Origin of the sequence: Streptomyces coacervatus (assembly GCF_029223485.1) — a bacterium.
Lineage (GTDB): Bacteria > Actinomycetota > Actinomycetes > Streptomycetales > Streptomycetaceae > Streptomyces > Streptomyces coacervatus.
Window position 1 is genome coordinate 88,075 of sequence record NZ_JARHTP010000017.1, and the last position, 23,414, is coordinate 111,488.

General features: G+C 71.6%; 15 protein-coding genes and 1 tRNA gene. 6 read left to right on the plus strand and 10 right to left on the minus strand.

The window, feature by feature from the left end; all coding sequences use genetic code 11:
* The first annotated feature begins 160 nt into the window (after positions 1-160).
* Complete coding sequence (locus P2Q00_RS35100; protein WP_275777809.1) at positions 161-688, plus strand: hypothetical protein; 528 nt, start codon at positions 161-163, stop codon at positions 686-688.
* 155 nt (positions 689-843) lie between these two features.
* Positions 844-1,368 (plus strand): DUF4232 domain-containing protein, encoded by a 525-nt coding sequence (locus P2Q00_RS35105; RefSeq protein WP_275777811.1) that lies wholly within the window; start codon positions 844-846, stop codon positions 1,366-1,368.
* 36 nt (positions 1,369-1,404) lie between these two features.
* Here P2Q00_RS35105 and P2Q00_RS35110 read toward each other — a convergent pair whose 3' ends face one another.
* Positions 1,405-2,541, minus strand: coding sequence for a DUF2786 domain-containing protein (locus P2Q00_RS35110; protein WP_275777813.1), 1,137 nt, complete (start codon positions 2,539-2,541; stop codon positions 1,405-1,407).
* 34 nt (positions 2,542-2,575) lie between these two features.
* On the minus strand, positions 2,576-3,532 hold the full coding sequence (locus P2Q00_RS35115; RefSeq protein WP_275777815.1) for a S41 family peptidase: 957 nt from the start codon (positions 3,530-3,532) through the stop codon (positions 2,576-2,578).
* A 111-nt stretch (positions 3,533-3,643) separates the two neighbouring features.
* Here P2Q00_RS35115 and P2Q00_RS35120 point away from each other — a divergent pair, with 111 nt between their 5' ends.
* From P2Q00_RS35120 to P2Q00_RS35130, 3 genes are all read left to right on the plus strand, one after another.
* Positions 3,644-4,270 (plus strand): LysE family translocator, encoded by a 627-nt coding sequence (locus P2Q00_RS35120; protein WP_275777817.1) that lies wholly within the window; start codon positions 3,644-3,646, stop codon positions 4,268-4,270.
* A gap of 74 nt (positions 4,271-4,344) precedes the next feature.
* The gene (locus P2Q00_RS35125; protein ID WP_275777819.1) at positions 4,345-5,076 is read left to right on the plus strand and encodes a Clp protease N-terminal domain-containing protein; all 732 of its coding nucleotides are present in this window, start codon (positions 4,345-4,347) and stop codon (positions 5,074-5,076) included.
* A 46-nt stretch (positions 5,077-5,122) separates the two neighbouring features.
* Positions 5,123-6,814: a bifunctional 3'-5' exonuclease/DNA polymerase gene (locus P2Q00_RS35130; protein ID WP_275777821.1), complete on the plus strand. Its 1,692-nt coding sequence runs from the start codon at positions 5,123-5,125 to the stop codon at positions 6,812-6,814.
* A 36-nt stretch (positions 6,815-6,850) separates the two neighbouring features.
* On the opposite strand, the gene P2Q00_RS35135 is transcribed toward P2Q00_RS35130, so the two are convergent.
* The 3 genes from P2Q00_RS35135 to P2Q00_RS35145 form a co-directional block, all read right to left on the minus strand.
* Positions 6,851-10,009 (minus strand): AfsR/SARP family transcriptional regulator, encoded by a 3,159-nt coding sequence (locus P2Q00_RS35135; RefSeq protein ID WP_275777823.1) that lies wholly within the window; start codon positions 10,007-10,009, stop codon positions 6,851-6,853.
* A gap of 472 nt (positions 10,010-10,481) precedes the next feature.
* The gene (locus P2Q00_RS35140) at positions 10,482-11,375 is read right to left on the minus strand and encodes a glycosyltransferase family 2 protein (RefSeq protein WP_275778133.1); all 894 of its coding nucleotides are present in this window, start codon (positions 11,373-11,375) and stop codon (positions 10,482-10,484) included.
* A 124-nt stretch (positions 11,376-11,499) separates the two neighbouring features.
* The gene (locus P2Q00_RS35145) at positions 11,500-11,937 is read right to left on the minus strand and encodes a DUF3052 domain-containing protein (protein ID WP_275777825.1); all 438 of its coding nucleotides are present in this window, start codon (positions 11,935-11,937) and stop codon (positions 11,500-11,502) included.
* Between the two features lie 211 nt (positions 11,938-12,148).
* On the opposite strand from P2Q00_RS35145, the gene P2Q00_RS35150 reads away from it, so the two are divergent.
* Positions 12,149-13,708, plus strand: a complete 1,560-nt coding sequence (locus P2Q00_RS35150) for an APC family permease (RefSeq protein WP_275777826.1) — start codon at positions 12,149-12,151, stop codon at positions 13,706-13,708.
* A gap of 134 nt (positions 13,709-13,842) precedes the next feature.
* On the opposite strand, the gene P2Q00_RS35155 is transcribed toward P2Q00_RS35150, so the two are convergent.
* From P2Q00_RS35155 to topA, 5 genes are all read right to left on the minus strand, one after another.
* A tRNA-Thr gene (locus P2Q00_RS35155) sits at positions 13,843-13,919 on the minus strand.
* A gap of 107 nt (positions 13,920-14,026) precedes the next feature.
* On the minus strand, positions 14,027-15,610 hold the full coding sequence (locus tag P2Q00_RS35160) for an alpha/beta hydrolase (protein ID WP_275777828.1): 1,584 nt from the start codon (positions 15,608-15,610) through the stop codon (positions 14,027-14,029).
* Positions 15,611-15,707: 97 nt separating this feature from the next.
* Positions 15,708-16,913: a DNA polymerase III subunit delta' gene (locus P2Q00_RS35165; RefSeq protein ID WP_275777830.1), complete on the minus strand. Its 1,206-nt coding sequence runs from the start codon at positions 16,911-16,913 to the stop codon at positions 15,708-15,710.
* Positions 16,914-17,025: 112 nt separating this feature from the next.
* Positions 17,026-20,253 (minus strand): dTMP kinase, encoded by a 3,228-nt coding sequence (gene tmk, locus P2Q00_RS35170; RefSeq protein WP_275777832.1) that lies wholly within the window; start codon positions 20,251-20,253, stop codon positions 17,026-17,028.
* A 150-nt stretch (positions 20,254-20,403) separates the two neighbouring features.
* A complete protein-coding gene (gene topA / locus P2Q00_RS35175) occupies positions 20,404-23,235 on the minus strand; it encodes a type I DNA topoisomerase (protein ID WP_275777834.1) in 2,832 nt (943 codons plus the stop codon).
* Positions 23,236-23,414 lie beyond the last annotated feature (179 nt).

Sequence of the window (23,414 nt, forward strand, 5' to 3'; positions counted from 1 at the left end):
GACAGCGTGCGGCGGCGTGCGGCGGCGTGCGCAAATCCTCCCGGTAAGTCTCACAGGCGCTCCCCATGGACCGGACGGCCGCGGCTGGTAGCTTGCTGCGGGCGTTTCGGCCACGTGGCCGGGCGGCCGACCACCGCCTGCTAGAGCTTGGGAGCTACCAGTGACTTCGGCGATCTTCACGCGTCCTGCCCGCACGGTGTCGCGCCGGCAGCTGCGGATCGCGGCCGCCGCCGCGGGGCTGGCGGGTGCGCTCGTGCTGACCGCGTGCAGCAGCGGCGGCGGTTCCAAGGACGAGTCCTCGTCCAGCCCGTCCGCCTCAGCGCCCTCCACCGCGGACACGGGCGGCGGCACCGGCGGGACGACGAGCGCGTCCGGCAGCCTGCAGGGCAGCTGGCTCGCCACGACCGGCGGCAAGGCCGTCGCCCTGGTGATCACCGGCAAGCAGGCCGGGCTCTTCTCGACCGGCGGGTCCGTGTGCAGCGGGACCGCGGGCAAGGAGGTCGGTATGCAGATGATCCACCTCACCTGCACGAAGGGCGGCAAGGAGCGGGCGACGGGGATGGTCGACTCCGTGTCCAAGAGCTCGCTGGAGATCACCTGGTCGGGCAGCGTCGGCAAGGAGACGTACACCAGGTCGCAGGGCGGGACCCTGCCGTCGGGGCTGCCGACGGCGAGCCTCGGGCAGTAGTGCGGCAGGGCCGGGCGCAAGTCCGGCAGGGCCGGGCAACCGCTTCATGGGATCGTGCGGGATGAACCATGCACGCGATCACCGGCGTCCACGACGCAGAGCACCATGATCACCGGCGTCACGCCGCAGAGCACCGAGAGCACCAGAGGATCCACATGCGCGCCACCCCGATCACCGTCGCCGCTCTCGCCGCGGCCCTCCTCCTGACCGCCTGCGGCGGCAACGGCGGCGACAGCAGCTCCACGAACAAGAACAAGGCCGGTGACGCCTGCACGCTCGACACCGTCGGCGTGCAGGTCGCGGCGAGCGCCGCCCCGTCCGCCGGGGACTCCGGCAACGTCACCGTCACGATCACCAACCGCGGCACCAAGTGCACCCTGAACGGCTTCCCGGGCGTCGACCTCTACGCGGGCAACGTCTCCAGCACCGTCCCGGCCGACAAGGCCGCGAAGACCCAGAAGCTGACCCTCGCCAAGGACGCGACCGCCTCCTTCACGATCACGTACGTGCGGGGCGGGACGGGCGGCAAGAAGAGCCTCCCGGTGAAGACGGTCAAGTTCACCCTGCCCGGCTCCACCGCCGACCACAGCTTCACGTGGTCGTACGGCGAGGTCGCCCTCAAGGGCGCCGCGGGCGAGCCGAACGCCTCGGTGACCGCCTTCCAGCAGGCCGGCGACTGACGTCCCGGGGCCTCAGGCCCTCAAGCCCTCCGGCCCTCAGGGCAACCGTGGCCGGGCCCCCACCTGTGCCCGGTCCGCCGCCTGCGCGCCCTCCGTCCAGCCCGCCTCGTCGCTCACTCCGCGCAGGCGGGTCGTGGTCGTCTCGGGGAACATGCGGTCCGTTTGGGCCGTGACCGCGACCTCGCGGGAGGCCAGCACCGGGAGCAGATCGTCCGTCACCTGCGTCTCGGCAGCCGCCGCGAGGCGGGTGCCTATGCGGTGGGCGTAGGCGGCGAGGAAGGACTGCCGGAAGGTCTTGGTGCGTCTGCGGCCGCCCGCTCGCTGGGCCGTCTCCGCCTTCGTCATCGCGGTCGTGGCCTGCACGAGGAGCGAGGTATAGAGGAGCTCGACGGCCTCCAGGTCGGCCTCGAAACCGACGACCGTGGAGAAGGCGAACGGCTCGTTCCACACGGCCCGGCAGTGGTTCGCGGTGGCGACCGCGTCCAGCAATACCGCCTTGGCCTGCTCGTACGGCGCTTCGACGCCGATCCGGCAGGCGCCGGGCGCATCGGGGGACGGCGCCCGGGCAGCGAGCAGCGCCTCGTCGATGCTGTGCCGGGCCGACAGCTCCTGCGCCTTGGCCGTGAGCGCCTCCGCCTCCTCCGGGAATCCGGTCGCCTCCGCCTTGGCGAGCAGCGCACGGATGCGGGTGAGCATGCGGGACTCGGGCCTGGGCTGCCGGCCGGCCGGGGGCTCGTGTTCTTCGAGGGGTTCGAGGCCCGGCAGACGCAGCAGCAGGCGGTACAGCTCCAGGACCGTGGTCGCGTGCGTGAAGCGATCGGTGCGGGGTGGGGCGGCGGCGGTCTCGGCGGCCTGCTCGGCGAGCTCGTCCAGCTGCGCCCGCCAGCGGGGACCCCGCGGCCGGTCGTCCGGTGCCTGCGCGCGGATCAGCTCCGATGCCAGCCGTACGTGTACGTCGTCCAGCTCGCGCCGCACGATGCGGACGACATCGGCGGGCTGCCACCCGCGCCGCCAGGCCGCCGAGACGAACTCGCGCCCGCGACGGGCGAGTTCGGCGTCCGCCGCCGGGTCCCCGGCCAGCAGGGACGCGCCCGTGTCGAGGGCGGTGTCGGTCTCGGCGTACAGGGCGGCCCGGAAGGCGCGTTCGACGGTGCTGGACGTAGTGCTGGTCACTCGTCGATCGTGCCACGCGGCACTGACAACCGGGTCAGCCTCGGATCAGGGCAAGTGTCCGGTCGAGGGCGTCGGGGGCCGCGCACGGGACGTCGGGGAGGACGCCGGTGCCCTCCCAGTTGGTGCCGGAGACCGGGTTGATCGAGCGGCCGACGGGGATCGTGGCCTCCAGGTTCGGGTGGACCGTCCAGCCCTCGCGCGGGTGGGCGCCGCCGAGGGTGGACTCCCCCACGATGGTCGCCCGGCCCAGCTGCTGGAGGTTGTAGGCCAGTTCCTCGGCGGCCGAGAAGGTGCGGGGGCCGGTGAGGACGTAGACCGGCTTGGTGCCGCCGAAGCGGGCGCCGGGGACGTGCGGCAGGCTCCAGGACTGGTCGTAACGGTCGCCCACGCGCGCGTACATGGTGTTGAGGTGGGTGCGCTCGTCCAGGAGGTAGCTGCAGACGAAGGCGACGGTGTCCGGGTCTCCCCCGCCGTTGTCCCGCAGGTCCAGGACGAGCGCGTCGGCGCGGGCGACCAGGGTGAGCGCGGCGGAGAGCGGCTCGGCCGCCCAGGACAGCGGGAAGAGGGCGGGGGCCAGTCCGAGCAGGGCGGTGCCGCCCTCCAGTAGCTGCACCCGGGGCACGCCGCCCAGGGAGGCGTCGAAGTCACGGCGCATCGCGGCCAACGTGGCCTCGCCCTGGGCCTGCGGCACCCGCTCGGGGTGGTACTTGAGCCGCAGGTGCAGATCGCCGTTGACCGACTGCAGATCCGCGGTGACCAGGCCGCCGAGCTCCTCCGCGCTCTCCACGTCGTACGCCCCCTCCGCCAGGCGCCGGCGCAGGAGCGCGGCCAGTTGCTCGGCGACGTCCGGGAAGACGTAGTGCTCCGTGAGGAGCCGGGCCGTCTCGTCGACGACCGCGGGAACGTCGGTGACGGGGGCGGGAGTTGAGGCGGAGGCCGGGGCCGCGGAGGAGTTCGTCGTCACCGTGGTCGTGGCAGTGGTCGTGGTCATGGCAGGTGAGTCAATCACCGCCCCCATGTGCTTCACATGGCGTTTTCGCGGACTGGTCTCACGCACCGAAATTCGGTCGCGGCCGTCCCGGGCCGGTTAAAGCATGGCCGCATGGTGGACATGTCTTCGTATGCGGCGTTCCTCGTCGCCGCCTTCGCGCTCTGCATCACTCCCGGCCCCGACATGATGTTCATCGTGGCGATGGGCGGACGGGGCGGGCCCAGGACCGGAGTGCTGGCCGCGTTCGGCGTGGCCTGCGCGATGTTCGTGCACACGGTCGCCGCGGCGCTCGGTCTTTCGGCGCTGTTCCTGACGCTGCCGACGCTGTATCACGTGCTGCGCTGGGCGGGTGCGGCCTATCTGCTGTACCTCGCCGTCAAGGCCTTCCGGGACCGTGCGGTGCCGGTCGGGGAGGGCGCGGTGGCAGGGCCCGGGCGGCGGCGTGCCTTCTGGCAAGGGGTGGTCACCAATCTGCTCAACCCCAAGGTGATCCTCTTCAATGTCGCCTTCCTGCCGCAGTTCGTGGATCCCGGGCTCGGGCATGTGCGCGAGCAGTTCCTGGTGTTCGGGCTGACGATCACGGTCATGGGGTTCGGAGTGGACGGGTCGATCGGCCTGCTCTCCGGGAAGCTCTCCGCGCTGCTGCGCAGCAGCCGACGGGTGGCGCGCGGGCTGAACATCTTCAGCGGGACGGTGTTCACGGGACTGGCGGTGCGGCTGGCGGCGTCGCCGAAGTAGGCACGCACGCGTGGACGCATTTCGAGTGTCAACCCGGGGTTGACGACACCTGGGTGTCAACCTACGGTTGACACATGTCGACGAACCCGACCACGTCATCCGTACGCCTCGACGACCTCATCGAGGCGATCAAGAAGGTTCACGCCGAACCCCTCGACCAGCTCCAGGACGCGGTGATCGCCGCCGATCACCTCGGTGAGGTGGCCGACCACCTGATCGGCCACTTCGTGGACCAGGCGCGGCGCTCCGGCGCGTCCTGGACGGACATCGGCCAGAGCATGGGCGTCACCCGGCAGGCCGCGCAGAAGCGGTTCGTGCCCAAGGAATCGACCGCGCTCGACCCGAACCAGGGCTTCGGCCGCTACACCCTGCGCGCGCGCAACGTGGTGATGACCGCGCACAACGAGGCCAAGGCCGCGCCCCACACCGAGGTCGTCCCCGCCCACCTGGTCCTCGGTCTGCTCGCCGAGCCCGAGGGCCTGGCCGCCAAGGCCATCGTGCTGCAGGGCGTCTCGCTCGACGCCGTGCGCGAGGCCGCTACCGCCGCGCTCCCGCCGGCCGCGGAGAAGGCCCCCGAGCTCGTCCCGTACGCCTCCGACGCCAAGAAGGTCCTGGAGCTCACCTTCCGCGAGGCCCTCCGCCTCGGCCACAACTACGTCGGCACCGAGCACATCCTGCTGGCCCTGCTGGAGTTCGAGCACGGCTCGGGAGTGCTGTCCGGCCTCGGCATCGAGAAGGACCGGGTGGAGGCCGAGCTCGTCAAGGCGCTGGAGAAGTACTTGCAGGCCCCGCCCGAGCCGAGCTGAAGCGGCTGCGGGGCCGTTGTCAGACCCGCCTGCCACACTCGCAACCATGACCGACCGCTGGGCGCTCGCTCCGGCCGAGGACGGTGGCGTGGAGATCGCCCCCCTCGGTCCGGACGGGCTGCTCGGCGGGGCGGTGCGGTGGGAGCCCGATCTCGCCACCGCGGTGCGGGGGCGGCCGGAGGTCGCGCGGTGGGTCTGGCGGTCCACGGCCGAGGTGTATCCGCGTCTGCTCGCCACGGGGGTGCGAGTGGAGCGGTGCTACGACATCGAGGACGCCGAGACCCTCCTGCTGGGCCACGAGGGGCGGTACGGCCAACCTCGTTCGGCGGCTGCCGCCCTGGGCCGGCTCCGCGGCGGCCCCGTGCCGCCCGACCCGCCCCTGCGCTCGGCCGAGCCGGGTGCCCAGTCCCCGCTCTTCGAGCCGCAGACCGTCCATGTGCCACTGCCCGACCTCGTCGAGGTGTACGCCGAGCAGCAGCGCCGGCACGACGCGACCGCGCATCCCGACCGGATGCGGCTGCTGACCGCCGCCGAGTCGGCGGGGATGCTGGTGGCCGCCGAGATGAACCGCGCCGGGCTGCCCTGGAGCGCCGAGGTGCACCGCCGGGTGCTGCACGAGCTGCTCGGCGAGCGGTACGCGGGCGGTGGCGAGCCCCGGCGCCTGGCCGAACTCGCGGACGAGGTGTCGGCCGCCTTCGGGCGCCGGGTACGGCCCGATCTGCCCGCGGACGTCATCAAGGCCTTCGCCCAGGCCGGGATCAAGGTCAAGTCCACCCGGCGCTGGGAGATCGAGTCCGTCGACCACCCGGCCGTGAAGCCGCTGATCGAGTACAAGAAGCTGTACCGCATCTGGGTCGCCCACGGCTGGTCCTGGCTGCAGGACTGGGTGCGGGACGGGCGGTTCAGGCCCGAGTTCCTCGCACACGGGACGGTCACCGGGCGCTGGGTCACCAACGGCGGCGGTGCCCTGCAGATTCCCAAGGTCATCCGGCGCGCGGTGGTCGCCGACCCCGGCTGGCGGCTCGTCGTCGCCGACGCCGACCAGATGGAGCCGCGCGTGCTTGCGGCCATCTCCCGCGACCCGGGGCTGATGGAGGTGGCCGGCCGCGAGACCGACCTCTACCAGTCCGTCTCCGACCGGGCCTTCTCCGGCGACCGCGCCCAGGCCAAGCTCGCCGTGCTGGGTGCCGTGTACGGCCAGACCTCCGGCGACGGCCTCAAGAACCTCGCCGCGCTCAGACGCCGCTTCCCCAAGGCGGTCGCATACGTCGACGACGCGGCACGCGCGGGCGAGGAGGGGCGCCTCGTACGGACCTGGCTGGGGCGGACCTGTCCGCCGGCGGCCGGAGCGGGCGAGGACGCGGCGGAGGAGGCGGGCATCCCGCAGGACGACCCGGCCGAGGCCCCCGCCGGGACCGAGTGGGTGCCCGGCTACGCCTCCACCAACACCCGCGCCCGCGGCCGCTTCGCCCGCAATTTCGTCGTCCAGGGCAGCGCCGCCGACTGGACCCTGCTGGTGCTCGCCGCACTGCGGCAGACCTGCGCGGACATGGCGGCCGAGCTGGTCTTCTTCCAGCACGACGAGGTGATCGTGCACTGCCCCGAGAAGGAGGCGGAAGCGGTGGTCACGGCGATCAGGGAGGCGGCGGAGCTGGCAGGGCGGCTGACATTCGGGGAGACACCGGTGCGGTTTCCGTTCACTACGGCGGTGGTGGAGTGCTATGCGGACGCGAAGTGACCGGCGGGCGGCGGGTGTTGGGCGGGAGCGCGGGGATCACCGTATGTCCGCCTGCCCGAGCAGCTCCCTCAGCTCGGCCACCACCGCGCTCTCGTCCGTCCCGTCCAGTGCGTCGAGCGCCACGCTCCATAGTCCGTACGCCTCCTCGGCGCGGCCCCGCTCCCGCAGCAGAAGCCCCTGCTGGTGGCGGGCGAGACCGCCCGTGAAGCGGTCGGCGCGGGCGTCCGCGCGGCGGAGCAGTTCGGCGCACTCGTCCTCGGCCCGTTCCGTACGACCGAGCAGCCGCAGCGCGCGCACCAGCCCGAGCCGGGTCTGCGACTCGCCGTGCCAGTCACCGTGACCGCCGAGGATGCACAGGCTCTCCTCGAAATGGGGTACGGCGGCGGCCGGTTCGCCGAGCGTCAGATGGGCGTAGCCGATGTTGCAGTGCGCGGAGTGCTGCACGATCACGGCGCCGATCTCGTCGCCGATGGCGAGCGAGCGCCGGTGCTGCTCGATCGCGGCCCGCGGGTCGGTGTGCTCGTACAGGTTGCCGAGGTGGCTGCGGGTCACGGCCTCGCCGTACGGGTCGTCCAACCGCCGTGAGTACTCCAGGCTCTGGCGCAGGGCCCATCCGGACTCCTCGTAACGGCCGAGTCCTTCGAGCAGCAGGCCGCGGTTGTTGAGGCAGCGGCGCATCCAGGAGACGTGGTCGAGCCGGCGCCAGATCGTCAGCGCCCGGTCGTTGAGGGTGAGGGCCTCGCTCTGCCGCCCGGTCAGGAAGTGCAGGCCGGCCAGGTCGCCCAGCGCATACGCCTCGGCGGCCTCGTCACCGAGCCGCCGCGCCATACGCAGGGCGGCCCGGCCGAGCACCTCCATCTCGGCGACGCGGCCACTGCGCAGCACGTAGGGGAAGAAGAGGCGGATCAGCGTGGAGATGCGGGCGGCTCTGAGGGCCTGGTCCTTGGCCTGGTCCTTGGCCTGTTCGTTGGCCTGGTCCTTGGCCTGTCCATCGGTTCCTGCGGCATGGTCGGAGTCGTCGGCGTACCGCTCGACCAGCGTGACGATGTTCAGCAGCTCCGTGTCGCCCCAGGCGAAGGCCTGTTCGGAGGATTCGAAGGTGGGGAGGGCGGCGACGTGGGCCGCGTGGTCCGGTGGCTGGGCCGCGGTCGGGCGGCGGCGGTCGTCCTGGTCGAGGCCCGGTTCGACGATCGCGGTGAGGGTGCGCTCGGCGACGGCCGCGTACCAGGGCAGGGCGGCGTCGATGTCACTGGCGTCTCCGGCCAGTTCGCGGGCGAAGTCGCGGACCAGGTCGTGGGGGGCGTAGCGGCCGTATGCCGTCTCCTCCAGGAGGGCCACGTCGACGAGCCGGTCCAGTGCGGCCTCGGCACGGCGCGCATCGGTGCCGACCAGATGGGCGAGCAGGGGTGCGCCGTACGCAGGCAGGTCGAGGGCGCCGATGCCGCGCAGCACGAGGGCGGCGTCCCGGTCCGCCTCGCGCTCCGAGGCGGCGAGCGCGTCGTGGGCGACGGCCAGGGAGCGGCGGACGCTCAGGTCGTCGTACTCCAGGTGGTGCAACCGCCCTTCCGTGGCGGCGAGTTGGCCGGCGAGCACGTCCGGGGTGAGCGCCTGGCGCGCGGCGAGGCGGGCGGCGACGATGCGCAGGGCGAGCGGGAGACGGCCGGTGAGTTCGACGAGGGCGTGCGACGCGTCGAGGGCACCGCGGCCGGATACCGCTCGCAGCAGCTCGGCGCTCTCTTCGGCGCCCAAGGGAGTGAGCGGGAAGCGCCGGGCGCCGTCGAGGGCGGTCAACGGCGAGCGGCTGGTGACGATCACGGCGCACCCGGCCCCGGCCGGCAGCAGTGGCCTTACCTGAGCGGCGTTCGCGGCATCGTCCAGGAGCAGGAGGGTGCGGGTCGGGGCGAGCAGGGAGCGCAGCAACGCGGCGGCCGCGTCCGGGTGTTCGGGGATACGGCGTGGCTCGGTGCCGAGGTCTCGGAGCAGGGCGGTGAGGGCCTGGGCGGGTGTGAGCGGGGTCATGCCGGGGGTGGCGCCGTGCAGGTTGATGTACAGCTGACCGTCGGGGAAACGTTCCCGCAGGTCGTGGGCGACCTGCAGTGCGAGGGCGCTCTTGCCCACGCCGGCCATGCCGCTGAGCACGGCGGGGTGGCTCCGCCGGTTGAGCAGGGTTTGCTGCAGGTCCGTTTGTTCGGGGGTGCGGCCGGTGAAGTGGGGTGGGGGTGGCGGAAGTTGGGCCGGTGCGGGTGTGTGGGCGGGCACCCGGCCTTCGGCCGGGTTTGGGGTGCCACCCGCACCACCCGTACTGCTTTCGTCGTCGGGTGCGGGTGGCCCCTGTGGGGGTTCCTCGCCCTCGGCGAGTGCGGGCCCGTGGGCCGGAGCCGGTGCTGGGGCGGTGCGGAGTACCTCCGTGTGTGCCTCCCGCACCGACTGGCCCGGTTCCACGCCCAGTTCCTCGACCAGACGGGTGCGCAGGTCACGGTGGACTGCCAGGGCCTCGGCCTGGCGGCCGGTGCGGTGCAGGGCGAGCATCAGCTGGCGGTGGTACGCCTCCCGGAGCGGATGTTCGGCGGTCAGAGCCGCCAACTCCGGTACGAGACCGTCCAGTCGGGCGCCGCCGACGGCCAGCTCGGCGTCGTAACGCCACTCCAGAAGCAGCAGCCGCGCCTCCTTCAGACGCTGGACGAAGGCGTATCCGCCCAGCTCGGCGGGGAGCCCGCTGAGCGGGGTGCCGCGCCACAGCGCCAGCGCGGACGTGCACTCGCGCACGACCCGCTCCCAGTTACGGGCGGCGTACGCACCGCGCGCCGTGGCGAGATGGCGCTCGAAGACATGGACGTCCAGCTCGCCCTGTTCGACCCGCAGCACATAACCGGGCGGCACCGCACGCAGCCGCTCGGGGTCGTCGAGCAGCCGGCGCAGCCGGGCCACGTGGTTGTGCAGCGAGGCCTGCGCGGACGCGGGCGGTGCCCCGCCCCACAGAGCGTCCTTGAGCGAGTCGACGGAGACGACACGGCCGGCTTCGAGGAGCAGGGCGGCGAGCAGGGTGCGGACCTTGGGGCTGCCGATGGCTTTGACGTCGGTGTCGCCGATGCCTGCAGGGGCAGCCGCGCTCTCACCGACCTCACCCTGGACGTCGTAGAGAACCGGCGGCCCCAGCAGTCCGAACCGCAGCCCGCACCGCCTCACGCCGCCCACTGCCTTCCTGCGTCCTTGGCGGATTTCCGCCCTCATCACAGCGGTTTCCCGCCACCCACTTCACGGCGGTCTCCGTCGGAATCCGCTACGGCTAGGGCCGCCCGGCGATGCCGACCGGCGGCTTCACGCCAATCGACCGAGGCCGGAAAGGAGAACCGTTGGCCACATGTTAGCGATCCGTTGGCGCCACCTGATGTGATCACTTCATCGGATCTGGCCCCGGGGGTGCGCGCGTAAGACGCGCAACTCGGGGGAGTGACGCCGCCGCGGCCGGATCCGGGGGACGCCAGAGGGTCCCGGTCGGCGGAGGTGAACGACCAGGACCCTCGTCCCCTCCTTCTTTCTCCATCTGTCGGCGGAGTGTCAGGTCTTCTGCGTCGGAGGCTCGGATCATCGGTTCTCTGCGTCGGAGGCTCAGATCACGGGTCCTCTGCGTCGGAGGCTCAGATCACGGGTCCTCTGCGTCGGAGGCTCAGATGACGGGCGGCCGTCCCAGCCGCGAAAGCCGCCACACGGTCCGCCACCGCATCGGCTGCCGCTCGCCGGCCGGCTCCCGCAGTCCCTCGACGAAGCCGCCGAACCAGGCGCGCAGCCCGGCCCGCGAGCGGGTCCGTACGAGGGTGAGCAGTGTCCAGATCCCCAGGTGAACGGGGATGAGCGGCAACGGCAGGCGACGGCGCACGAGCCACACCCGGTTCCGGGCGTTCACGCGGTAGTAGATGGCGTGCCGGGCCGGCGAGGTCTTCGGGTGCCGGAGCAGCAGTTCGGGCGCGTACAGGATCCGCCAGCCGGCATCGGCCGCCCGCCAGGCCAGATCGGTCTCCTCGTGGGCGAAGAAGAACTCGGCGGGCCAGTCCCCGATCTCGTCGAGCATGGCGGTCCGCAACCCGTGCCCGCCGCCGAGGAACCCGGTGACGTAACCGCCCCGCATCGGGTCGGAGGCTCCGACCCGCGGCACATGCCGCTGCTGCGTCTCACCGTGCTCGTCCGCGATCCGGAAGCCGACGATGCCGAGCCGCGGATCGGCGTCGAACAGATCCCTGACCCGCCGCAGCACATCCACGTCGACGAGCAGCCCGTCGTCGTCCAGTTCGACGACGATGTCGACGTCCCCGAACTCCCGCAGCCTGGCCAGCGCCTGGTTCCGTCCGCCGGGGCAGCCGAGGTTCTCGTCGAGTTCGAGCAGGGTGACCTCTCCGGGCAGGGCCAGCCGCTCGGCGAAGTCGGGCAGCGGACAGCCGTTCCCGACGACCACGATCCGCGCCGGGGCGAGGTCCTGTTTGGCCACGGACTCCAGCAGGGCGTCGACCTCGTCGGGCCGGTTTCCCATGGTCACCACGGCGACGGCGATCCTCGGCGCTCCCAGGTCCTGCATGCCCTTCACCCCATCCCGGCCGCCGACAATCCCGGCCGCGATGCTAACCGTTCACAATGAGGACTTCCTGAGTACGCCGACTCTTGGGTCAGGCGTGGCGGGTCATGGTCCTGGGTCAGGCGGGTCGGTTCGTACGGCGGTTCTCCCTGCGCCTCACGAACTTCAGCCCCGACCAGTCCTCCCCCAGCGCGGCGACCTTCACGTCGACGACGCCGAGCGGCAGGAAGAGCTCCCGCAGGTCGTTCTCGGCAATGTCACTGACGTGCCCGGCGGCCTTGCGCGGCCAGGCGATCCACAGCATGGCGTCATCGTCGAGGCCGGCGACCAGGCCGGAGGCCTCGGCCGCGAGGTCGGAATGGGCACGGTAGAAAGCCACGGTGACGTCGGCACCGCGGGGGCCGTCGGGGGTGAGCTCGACGTCGTCGGGGAGCCCCGGGATGCCGAAGGCCTCCGGCGCGTGCCGGAGCCCTACGCGGTGGCCCGGCTTGATGCCGATCTTCTTGGCGAGGGGCGTGCCGGAGTAGCCACCACCGACAGCCGCGGATCCGCTCATGTCCCGCCTCCACTCACCACAGAACCCCAGAACCCCAGAACCCCAGAACCCCAGGTCAGTATCTTCCCGACCGGGCACGTTCGGCGCAGGCCCTCCAGGGCCCCGCTTCCCCACCGGCCCCGACTTTTCGTTGCCGGTGAGCGGGTTCATGCTGGGAACAGCAGCTCCGGGGTCTTCGACCGGAGTACGCCATACGTTTCCGGAGGGCGCCATGAGCCTGCCTTCTGAGCAGCCCGCAGTGCACCCCTCGCCGGGCCCGGGAGCAACGGACAAGGGGCTCAAGGGCGGCGCGCTGGGACTTTTCTCCAGCACGGTGATCGGCCTGGCCTCCACCGCCCCTGCCTACAGCCTCGCGGCGACCCTCGGAGTCATCGTCGGGATCGTGGGCTTCCAGTCACCGACCGTGGTCATCCTCGCCTTCGTCCCGATGTTCCTGATCGCCTACGGCTACAAGGAGCTCAACCAGGCGGACCCCGACTGCGGCACCACCTTCACCTGGGCCTCCCGGGCGTTCGGTCCCCGTACCGGATGGCTCGGCGGATGGGGGATCGTCGCGGCCGACATCATCGTGATGGCCAATCTGGCCCAGATCGCCGGGGCGTACGGCTTCCAGCTGGTGGGCGCGCACGGACTGGCGGAGGACACCTTCTGGGTCACCGTGGTCGGCGTGGTGTGGATCGCGGTGATGACGCTGATCTGCTATCTCGGCATCGAGATCTCGGCGAACCTCCAGAAAGTGCTGCTCACCATCGAGATCGTGGTGCTCTTTCTGCTGGCGATCACCGCGCTGGTCAAGGTGTACGGGGGAACTGCGCCGAGCGTCTCGTCGGAGCTCCAGTGGTCGTGGTTCAACCCCGCCCAGATCCACTCCCTCGACGACCTCACCAAGAGCGTGCTCGCCGGTGTGTTCATCTACTGGGGCTGGGACACCGCCGTATCGGTCAACGAGGAGACCATCGACCGCGATCGCACCCCGGGCCGCGCCGCCGTCATCTCCACCGTCATCCTGCTGCTCGTCTACGTGCTCGTCACCACATCCGCGCAGGCCTTCGCGGGAGTCGGAGAGCACGGCATCGGCCTCGCCAACCCGGACAACTCCGGAGACGTCCTCTCCAGTCTCGGCGCCGAGGTCTTCGGCACCGGGGGCTGGGGCGAGACCGCCACCAAACTGCTGATCCTGATGGTGCTCACTTCCGCAGCCGCCTCCACCCAGACGACCATCCTGCCGACGGCACGCACCACGCTCTCCATGGCCGCCTTCAAGGCCATCCCGGACCGCTTCGCCCGCATCCACCCGCGCTTCCTCACCCCGACCTGGTCCACCGTGGGTATGGGCCTGGCCTCCATCGTCTTCTACGTCATGCTGACCCGGGTGAGCGAGAACGTCCTGGCCGACTCGATCGGCTCGGTCGGCCTGATGATCGCCTTCTACTACGGGCTCACCGGGTTCGCCTGCGTCTGGTACTACCGCAAGGTCCTCACCCGCAGCCCGCGCGACCTGTGGACGAAGGGCATCATGCCCGGGCTCGGCGGCGTCCTGCTCCTCTACTTCTTCCTCAACGCCTGCGTCGTGTACTCCGCCTCGGACTACGGCAGCACCTCATGGACACTGCCGTTCCCACCGCACTGGCAACTCGGCGGCGTCTTCGTCACCGGCATCGGCGCGCTACTGCTCGGCGCCGTCCTGATGCTGGTGTACCAGACGATCCGTCCCAGTTTCTTCCGCAAGGAGACCATCCCTGTCTCGGCGCACGAACCGGACGGTCGGTGAGGGGGCCGGGGTGAGCATGGCGCAGCTCGCCGCTAGCGCGGGGGCCTCAGCCTTTCGGTGCCGGGCCGCTGCCACGGCGGCTGAAACCGAAAGCCAAAACCCCAGGTCGGCAGCTTCCTGACCTGGGGTTTCACTGGAGCCGCCTTCGGGATTCGAACCCGAGACCTACGCATTACGAGTGCGTTGCTCTGGCCATCTGAGCTAAGGCGGCGCGCCGTCCGCACTATGGTGCGATCAGCAACGTCGGTAAGTCTACACAGTTTCGAGAGGTGCTCCGTACCGGCCCCGGGTGGCGGATCCCCGGGGCCGGCGGCAGGGCTATGAGCAGCGCTTTCCCTGTGTGGGAGGGGTTCCGCGGAGCAGGTACGCGTCGATCGTGGAGTCGATGCAGGTGCTGCCGCGGCCGAAGGCGGTGTGGCCGTCGCCCTCGTAGGTGAGGAGGCGGGCCGAAGTGAGCTGGCGGGACAGGGACTGGGCCCAGCGGTACGGCGTCGCCGGGTCGCGGGTGGTGCCGACCACGACGATCGGGGCCGCGCCCTTCGCCTTGATGCGGTGCGGTGCGCCCGTGGGCTGCACCGGCCAGTATGCGCAGTTCAGGGAGGCCCAGGCGAGGCCCTTGCCGAAGACCGGGGATGCCTTTTCGAAGGACGGCAGCGCCTTCTCCACCTGTTCGGGGCCGGCGAAGGCGCCCGGGAGGTCGAGGCAGTTCACTGCGGCGTTGGCGGACATCAGGTTCGAGTAGCGGCCGCCCGCGTCGCGCTCGTAGTAGCTGTCGGAGAGGACGAGCAGGCCCGCGCCGTCGTGCTCCTTCATCGCCGAGGTCAGCGCCTCACGCAGTTGTGCCCATGCGCCCTCGTCGTACATCGCCGCGATCACGCCGGTGGTGGCGAGGGCCTCGCCGAGCTTGCGGCCGTCGGCGTCGCCGGTGGGGATGGGGTGCGCGTCCAGCTTCTTGAAGAAGGCGCTGAGGTTGTCGCCGACCCGGGCGGGCGTGGTGCCCTTGCGGCCGAGCGGGCAGTCCGGCTGCTGCACGCAGTCCTTCGCGAAGGACTGGAACGCCGTCTCGAATCCCGCGGTCTGGTCCAGGTTCAGCCGACGGCTGCTCAGGGAGGGGTCCATCGCGCCGTCCAGCACCAGCCGGCCCACCCGGTCCGGGAAGAGCCCGGCGTACGTCGCCCCAAGGAACGTCCCGTACGACGCCCCCACATACGTGAGCTTCGAGTCGCCAAGCGCCGCCCGCAGGATGTCCATGTCGCGGGCCGCCTCGACGGTGGAGACGTGCCGCAGCAACTCCGCGGAGCGTTTCCCGCAGCCCTCCGCGAACTTCTTGTACGCATCGACGAGTTCGTCCCTCTCCTTCCGGTTGTCGGGCGTGGTGTCCGTCTGTGTGTACGTGTCCATCTGCCGCCCGCCGAGGCATTCGACGGGCTCACTGCGGGCGACACCGCGCGGATCGACCGCGACCATGTCGTAGCGGGCGCGGACCTTCGCCGGGTAGCCGATACCGGCGTACTGCTCCAGGTATCCGATCGCCGAACCCCCCGGCCCGCCCGGGTTCACCAGCAGCGAACCGAGTGGCTTGGCCTTGCCCGTGGCCTTCTTGCGGGCGACGGCGAGCCGTACGTCCCCGGCGTCCGGCCTGGCGTAGTCGAGCGGTGCCTTCATCGTGGCGCACTCGAAGCCCGGGACGCCGCAGGTGCGCCAGCTCAGCTTCTGCCCGTAGTACGGCGAGAGAGCGGACGGTGTCGACTGCGGCAGCGCGGCCAGCACCGCCTCCGCCGCACGGCCGCCGGTGCTCGCGGTGCCTCCGGAGGAGCAGGCGGAGACGAGCAGTGCGGCCGCGGCGAGGAGAGCGGCGGCGGTTCTGGGACGACGGGGACGGGAGCTGCGCCTGATGTACATCAGGCGAGCGTAACTCTGCGCAGCTGTACAGATGCTTTCCGTGCACACCGTGGCCCGTATGAATTACGTCGTCAACCTCGCGTTGATCACCGGCCCGTCAGCCCGCTCTGAGGGCCATCGTCATCGCCTCCACCGCCAGCAGCGGAGCGACATTGCGGTCGAGGGCCTCGCGGCAGGCGGCGATCGCCTCGATGCGGCGGAGGGTGGACTCGGGGGAGCTGCCGCGGGCGAGGCGCTCCAGGGTGTCCTCGGCGTCCGCATTGGCGATGGCGACGCGGGAGCCGAGCTGAAGGGCGAGGACGTCGCGGTAGAAGCCGGTGAGGTCGGTCAGGGCGAGGTCGAGGCTGTCGCGCTGCGTACGCGTTCTGCGGCGCTTCTGCTTGTCCTCCAGGTCCTTCATCACGCCCGCCGTGCCGCGGGGCATCCGGCCGCCCTGGGACGCACCCAGCGCCGCCTTCAGCTCCTCGGTCTCCTTGCCGTCCTTCTCCTCGGCGAGCTGCTTGGCGTCCTCGGCGGCCGCGTCGACGAGTTCCTGGGCGGCCTTGAGGCAGCCGCCGACGTCCTCGACGCGGAGCGGGAGCTTCAGGACGGCGGCGCGGCGCTCGCGGGCGGCCGGGTCGGTGGCCAGGCGGCGGGCCCGGTCGACGTGCCCCTGCGTGGCGCGGGCCGCCGCGGCGGCCACGGGCGGTTCGATGCCTTCCCGCCGTACGAGCATGTCCGCGACGGCGTCCACCGAGGGCGTCAGCAGGTTGAGGTGGCGGCAGCGGGAGCGGACGGTGGGCAGGACGTCCTCAATGGAGGGGGCGCACAGCAGCCAGACCGTACGCGGGGCGGGCTCCTCCACCGCTTTGAGGACGGCGTTGGCCGACTTCTCGTTCAGCCGCTCGGCGTCCTCGACGAGGATGACCTGCCAGCGGCCGTTCGCCGGCGAGGTGAACGACTTGCGGACGGTGTCGCGCATGTCGTCGGCGAGGATCTGTGTGCCGACGGCGGCGACGGTGGTGACGTCCGCGTGCGTGCCGATGAGGGCGGTGTGGCATCCGTCGCAGAACCCGCAGCCCGGGACCCCGCCGAGCGCGCGGTCGGGGCTGATGCACTGCAGTGCCGCGGCGAACGCCCGCGCCACCTGCGTCCGCCCCGCCCCCGGCGGTCCCGTGAACAGCCAGGCGTGCGTCATCTTCGACGCCTCGGGCGGCGGCGTGCCGGTGGCGGCCGCGGTGACCAGTGCATCGGCATCCCGGGCTGCGGCGCCGAGCTGCTCGGCCACCTTCTCCTGGCCGACGAGGTCGTCCCACACGGTCATCAGGTCACCCCGCCCTTTCGTCACGTTTCACGTTGCGGGATCCATTGTGCGGGGCGGCACTGACAACGGCGGACGAGCGACTGCTCGGCAGCGAACTCGAACCGGCAGGCTCTCAGCCCTGACGCCCCCGTCCGCCCCGCCCGCGGCCCGCGCCGTCGTCGTACTCGTCGTCACGCGGTCCGAGCAGTTCGTCGGCCAGCGTCGGCAGGTCGTCCAGCGGTGTCTCCTCGGCCCAGTCCGAGCGCGCCCGCCGCCGCGGCTCGCCCCCGGCGTCGACCTGAGGCATCTCCCGGGTACGGTCCTCGGCCCCGTCCGGTCGCCCGCCCGCGTGCTCGTCCCGGAAGAGCCCCGGCGGCACCCGATGCGCAGGATCCTCGTCCCGCACAGGAGGCAGCACAGCGGTCTCTTCCTCGGCTCTTGAGCGCACCGGCGGCAGCACAGCCGTCTCGTCGGCCGCTCCCGGCACGACCGGCGGCAGCACAGCGGTCTCGTCCGCCGCCCCCGTGGGCGCCGGCGGCTGCGGCAGCTTCGCCGTCACCTCGGACTCGGACTCGCCGGCAGGACGGTCACCGGTCTTCCCGGCGCCCTGCCGCTCGTCGCGCACCGGCCGCAGCACGGCGGTCTCCTCCGCCGGCCAAGCCGACACGTTCGTCGGCGTCACCACCGGCGTAGGCACGGTGGACGCCTCCGGCGGCGCCACAGGTGCCGTCGGGCGCCTGGGTCCCGCCTCCGCGGCGGCCGTGGCCTGTTCGGCGAGCCGCCTGGCCTCCTCGGCCCGCAGCAGCGCCTCCTCGGCCTTGCGCTGCTTCTCCACGCGCCGCGCCTCGGCCTCGGCGTGCAGCCGGGCCTCTTCCTCGGCCTGCTTGCGCCGCCGGTCCTCGTCGGCCTTGCGGCGGGCTTCCTCCTCGGCGCGTGCCTTCTCCTCCGCGAGGAGCCGTGCCTGCTCCTCCTCGGCGCGACGGCGTGCTTCCTCGGCGCGCTGCCGGGCCTCCTCCGCCTGCCGCTCGGCCTCGCGGCGCTGCGCCTCCTCCAGCTCGCGCCGCTTGCGCTCCTCCTCCTCGGCGCGCAGCCGCTCCAGCTGTTCCTGGCGCTCGCGCTCCAGCCGCTCCTCCTCGGCCTTCCTCGCGGCCTCCTCCTCGGCCTTGCGGCGGGCCTCCTCCTCGGCCTTCTTCCGCGCCTCTTCCTGGGCCTTCACCTCGGCCTCGGACAGCGGCAGCATCTGGTCGAGCCGGTGCCGTACGACGGTGGTGACGGCCTCGGGCTCCTGGCCCGCGTCCACCACGAGGTACCGCCCGGGGTCGGCCGCGGCCAGCGTGAGGAAACCGGACCGCACGCGCGCGTGGAACTCGGCCGGCTCCGACTCCAGCCGGTCCGGCGCCTCCGTGAACCGCTCGCGTGCGATGTCCGGCGAGACGTCGAGGAGCACGGTCAGATGCGGTACGAGGCCGTCCGTCGCCCAGCGGTTGATGCGGGCGATCTCGGTCGGGGACAGATCACGGCCCGCCCCCTGGTAGGCCACCGAGGAGTCGATGTAGCGGTCGGAGATGACCACCGCGCCCCGCTCCAGCGCGGGCCTGACCACGGTGTCCACGTGTTCCGCGCGGTCCGCCGCGTACAGCAGCGCCTCCGCGCGGTGGGAGAGTCCCGCGCTCGACACGTCCAGCAGGATCGACCGCAGCCGCTTGCCCACCGGCGTCGCTCCCGGCTCACGGGTCAGCACGACCTCGTGGCCCTTGGCCCGGATCCACTCGGCCAGCGCCTCGGCCTGCGTGGACTTGCCGGCCCCGTCGCCGCCCTCCAGGGCGATGAAGAAACCGGCGGCCGTGGGCGTCTGCACCGGGTCGTCGCCGCCCAGCAGTGCGTCCCGCAGGTCGTGCCGCAGCGGCACGCCGGAGCGGTCGTCGACCTTGGCCAGGACCAGCGCGGCCACCGGCAGCAGCAGCGCGCCGACCAGCATCAGCGTGAACGCGGCACCGCCGTGCGCGAACACGAACTTGCCGTTCTCCATCCGGTGCGGCCCGATCCCCGCAGCGACCACGGGCGCGATCACTGCGCCGAGCGCCACACACACGCGTACCACCGCGTGCAGGTGCTCGGTCGTGCGCGCCCTGCGGAAGTCCTCGGCCTCCTGGTCGAGCAGGGTGTGTCCGGTGTTGGCGGCCACACCCGCACCGATGCCGGCCAGCGCGACGATCAGCAGCACGGTGGTGACGTCCGGGACGAGCCCGGCGGCCAGCAGCGCAACGCCGGTGAAGGCGATCGCCAGCGCGAGCAGCCGGCGCCGCGACAGGGTCGGCAGCACGGAAGGCGCCGTACGGATACCGACGACGACACCGCCCGTCAGCGCGAGCACCAGCAGCCCGTACGTCACCGGGCCGCCGCCCAGGTCCTTGGCGTGCAGCACGCAGACGGCGACGGCCGCGGAGATCGCACCCGCGACGGCGGCGGCAGCCAGCACCAGCAGCGGGATGGCCCCCGTGCGGCCCTTGTCCACGCCCGTGCCGGTCTTGGGGCGGCGCAGCCCCTCGAGCGGCGACCGCGCGCGCGGGGTGCGCGTGTCGGGCAGCTCCAGGAAGGTCACCACGGACAGGGACGCGGCGAACAGGCCTGCCGCCACATACGAGGCGAGGGCCGCCTGGTGCTGGTCGAACCAGTCGATCCCGGCGCCCAGCAGGTTGTTGAGCAGCGACGCGGCGACCAGCGCGGCGGCCGCGAGCGGGATGGCCACGAAGGACGTACGCAGCGACAGACGGCGCAGCGCGTCCATGTGGTCCGGCAGCGGCCGTACCGTCGCGCCCTCCAGCGGCGGGGCGGGCAGCAGGGCGGGGGCCGCGCTCTCCCGGCACACCGTCCAGAAGCGCTCGGCGACTCCGGTGACGAAGGCCGTGACCAGCACAACGGCCAGCGCGTTGTCGGGCGTCCAGTCGATCCACAGGGGCGCGACGATCAGCGCCAGGACCCGGACGCCGTCGGCGCCGGCCATGGTCCAGCGGCGGTCGAGCGGGCCCTCATGTGAAGTGAGCGAAGTGAGCGGTCCGAGCAGGACGGCCCCGAAGAGCAGCGTTGCCAGGATGCGCACCCCGAAAACGGTCGCCACTGCGAACGCCACGCCGCGGTAGCCCCCGCCGAAGGAGCCCTCGGCGATGGCCGCCTGCAGGGCGAGAAGCACCAGCACGAGGAGGGCGAGGGTGTCACCGACTCCGCCCACGAGCTGTGCGCTCCACAGCCGCCTCAGCTGCGGTCGGCGCAGCAGGGCGCGGACGGCGCGCTCGCGGGAGTCCGCAACAAGGGCGTCGTCGGGGTCCGGCTGGTGGGCCGTTGGCTGCTCGGCTCGCGTCATGCTTTCAGCCTATCGGGACCGACTGACAGCCCGGGGCGCGCGTCCGGACGTGCGCACGCCCCGACACCAAAGCGATACCGGGGCGTTCGTTTTGCGAAGTCTCCGGAGAAAGAAAATCTCCGAAGTCTCCGTGGGGAAAGACGTCTTCGCTCAGTCGTCCGACGCCGTCTTCGAAGCCGTCGCCTTCTTCGCGGCGGCCGCGGTGGTCTTCTTGGCAGCGGTCTTCTTCGCAGCCGTCGTCGTCTTCTTCGCCGCCGTCTTCTTGGCGGCCGTCGCCTTCTTGGCCGGAGCCTTCTTCGCGGGCGCCTTCTTGGCCGTCTTCTTGGCGGGCCCCTTCGCCCGCTTCTCGGCAAGCAGTTCGAAGCCGCGCTCAGGGGTGATCGTCTCGACGCTGTCGCCGGAGCGCAGGGTCGCGTTGGTCTCCCCGTCGGTGACGTACGGCCCGAAGCGGCCGTCCTTCACCACGACCGGCTTCTCGCTGACCGGGTCGGTGCCCAGCTCCTTCAGCGGCGGCTTGGCGGCCGCGCGACCGCGCTGCTTGGGCTGGGCGTAGATCGCCAGCGCCTCTTCGAGCGTGATCGTGAAGAGCTGGTCCTCGGTCTGCAGCGAGCGCGAGTCCGTGCCCTTCTTCAGGTAGGGCCCGTAGCGCCCGTTCTGCGCGGTGATCTCCTGGCCCTCGGCGTCCGCGCCGACGACCCGCGGCAGCGACATCAGCTTGAGCGCGTCCTGAAGCGTCACCGTGTCCAGCGACATCGACTTGAACAGCGAGGCCGTACGCGGCTTCACGGCGTTCTTGCCGGTCTTCGGGGTGCCCTCGGGGAGCACCTCGGTGACATACGGGCCGTAGCGGCCGTCCCGGGCGATGATCTGGTGGCCCGTCTCCGGGTCGGCGCCGAGCTCGAAGTCGCCGCTCGGCTTGGCGAGCAGTTCCTCCGCGAGCTCCACGCTCAGCTCGTCCGGGGCGAGGTCCTCGGGCACGTCCGCCCGCTGGTGGCCCTCGGCGTCCTTCTCGCCGCGCTCGATGTAGGGGCCGTAGCGCCCGACCCGCAGCACGATGCCGCTGCCCACCGGGAACGACGACACCTCGCGCGCGTCGATCGCACCCAGGTCGGTCACCAGCTCCTTGAGGCCACCGAGGTGGTCCCCGTCGCCGTTGCCCGCCTCGGCCGCGTTGCCGTTGTCGGTGCCCTCGCCGAAGTAGAACCGCTTCAGCCACGGCACGGACTGCGCCTCACCGCGGGCGATGCGGTCGAGGTCGTCCTCCATCTTGGCGGTGAAGTCGTAGTCGACGAGCCGCCCGAAGTGCTTCTCCAGGAGGTTGACCACGGCGAAGGACAGGAAGGACGGCACGAGTGCCGTGCCCTTCTTGAAGACATATCCGCGGTCGAGGATCGTGCCGATGATCGACGCGTACGTCGACGGGCGGCCGATCTCGCGCTCTTCGAGCTCCTTGACCAGGCTGGCCTCGGTGTAGCGGGCCGGGGGCTTGGTGGCATGCCCGTCGACCGTGATCTCCTCGGCGCTGAGCCGGTCGCCCTCGGCGACCTGCGGCAGCCGGCGCTCGCGGTCGTCCAGCTCGGCGTTCGGGTCGTCGGCGCCCTCGACGTAGGCCTTCAGGAAGCCGTGGAAGGTGATCGTCTTGCCGGAGGCACTGAATTCGACGTCCCGGCCGTCGGCAGCCGTGCCGCCGATCTTCACCGTGACGCTGTTGCCGGTCGCGTCCTTCATCTGGGAGGCGACGGTCCGCTTCCAGATCAGCTCGTACAGCTTGAACTGGTCGCCGGTCAGGCCGGTCTCGGCGGGCGTGCGGAAACGATCACCCGAGGGCCGGATCGCCTCGTGCGCCTCCTGCGCGTTCTTGACCTTGCCGGCGTACGTCCGCGGCTGCGGCGGCAGGTAGTCGGCGCCGTACAGCTGCGTCACCTGGGCGCGGGCGGCGGCCACGGCGGTGTCGCTGAGCGTCGTGGAGTCCGTACGCATGTAGGTGATGTAGCCGTTCTCGTACAGCTTCTGCGCGACCTGCATGGTGGCCTTCGCGCCGAAGCCGAGCTTGCGGCTCGCCTCCTGCTGCAGCGTCGTCGTACGGAACGGGGCGTACGGCGAGCGGCGGTACGGCTTGGACTCGACCGAGCGGACCGAGAACTGCGTCTGCTCCAGGGCGGCGGCGAGGGCGCGGGCGTTCGCCTCGTCGAGGTGGAGGGTGTTCGCGCTCTTGAGTTGTCCCAGGGAGTCGAAGTCGCGGCCCTGCGCGACCCGCCTGCCGTCGACGGTCCCCAGGCGGGCGACCAGCGACGACGGGTCCGACGAATCCCCGGCGCGGCCGGTCGCGAAGGTGCCCGTCAGGTCCCAGTACTCAGCAGAACGAAACGCGATGCGCTCGCGTTCCCGCTCCACCACGAGTCGGGTCGCGACCGACTGGACACGGCCGGCCGACAGACGCGGCATGACCTTCTTCCACAGGACCGGCGAGACCTCGTAGCCGTAGAGACGGTCGAGGATGCGGCGGGTCTCCTGGGCGTCGACCATGCGCTGGTTCAGGTCGCGCGGGTTGGCGACGGCCTCGCGGATCGCGTCCTTGGTGATCTCGTGGAACACCATGCGCTTGACCGGGACCTTGGGCTTCAGCACCTCCAGGAGGTGCCATGCGATGGCCTCGCCCTCGCGGTCCTCATCGGTGGCGAGGAAGAGCTCGTCGGAGTCGCGCAGCAGGTCCTTGAGCTTCTTGACCTGGGCCCGCTTGTCAGCGTTGACCACATAGATGGGCTGGAAGTCGTGTTCGACGTCCACACCGAGGCGGCGGACCTCGCCGGTGTACTTCTCGGGCACCTCCGCGGCGCCGTTGGGAAGGTCGCGGATGTGCCCGACGCTCGCCTCGACGATGTAGCCGGGGCCGAGGTAGCCCTTGATCGTCTTCGCCTTGGCAGGCGACTCGACGATGACGAGTCGGCGGCCGCCGTGTGCGGTCTCGCTGGTCGGGGACAACTTCGCTCTTCTCTCCGGTCGACGCTGGGGCCTCCCCGGGTTTCTTCGTCCCGGGGGTCGGGTCATGGTGACGCTGCGGAGTGTGACGGTACATCCCGCCCCCGTGTCAAACGGGAAAAGCCCGCAACGGCCACTCGAACGGTAACCCGACTACCGCCATTCCTGCCGCCCGGAGTGCC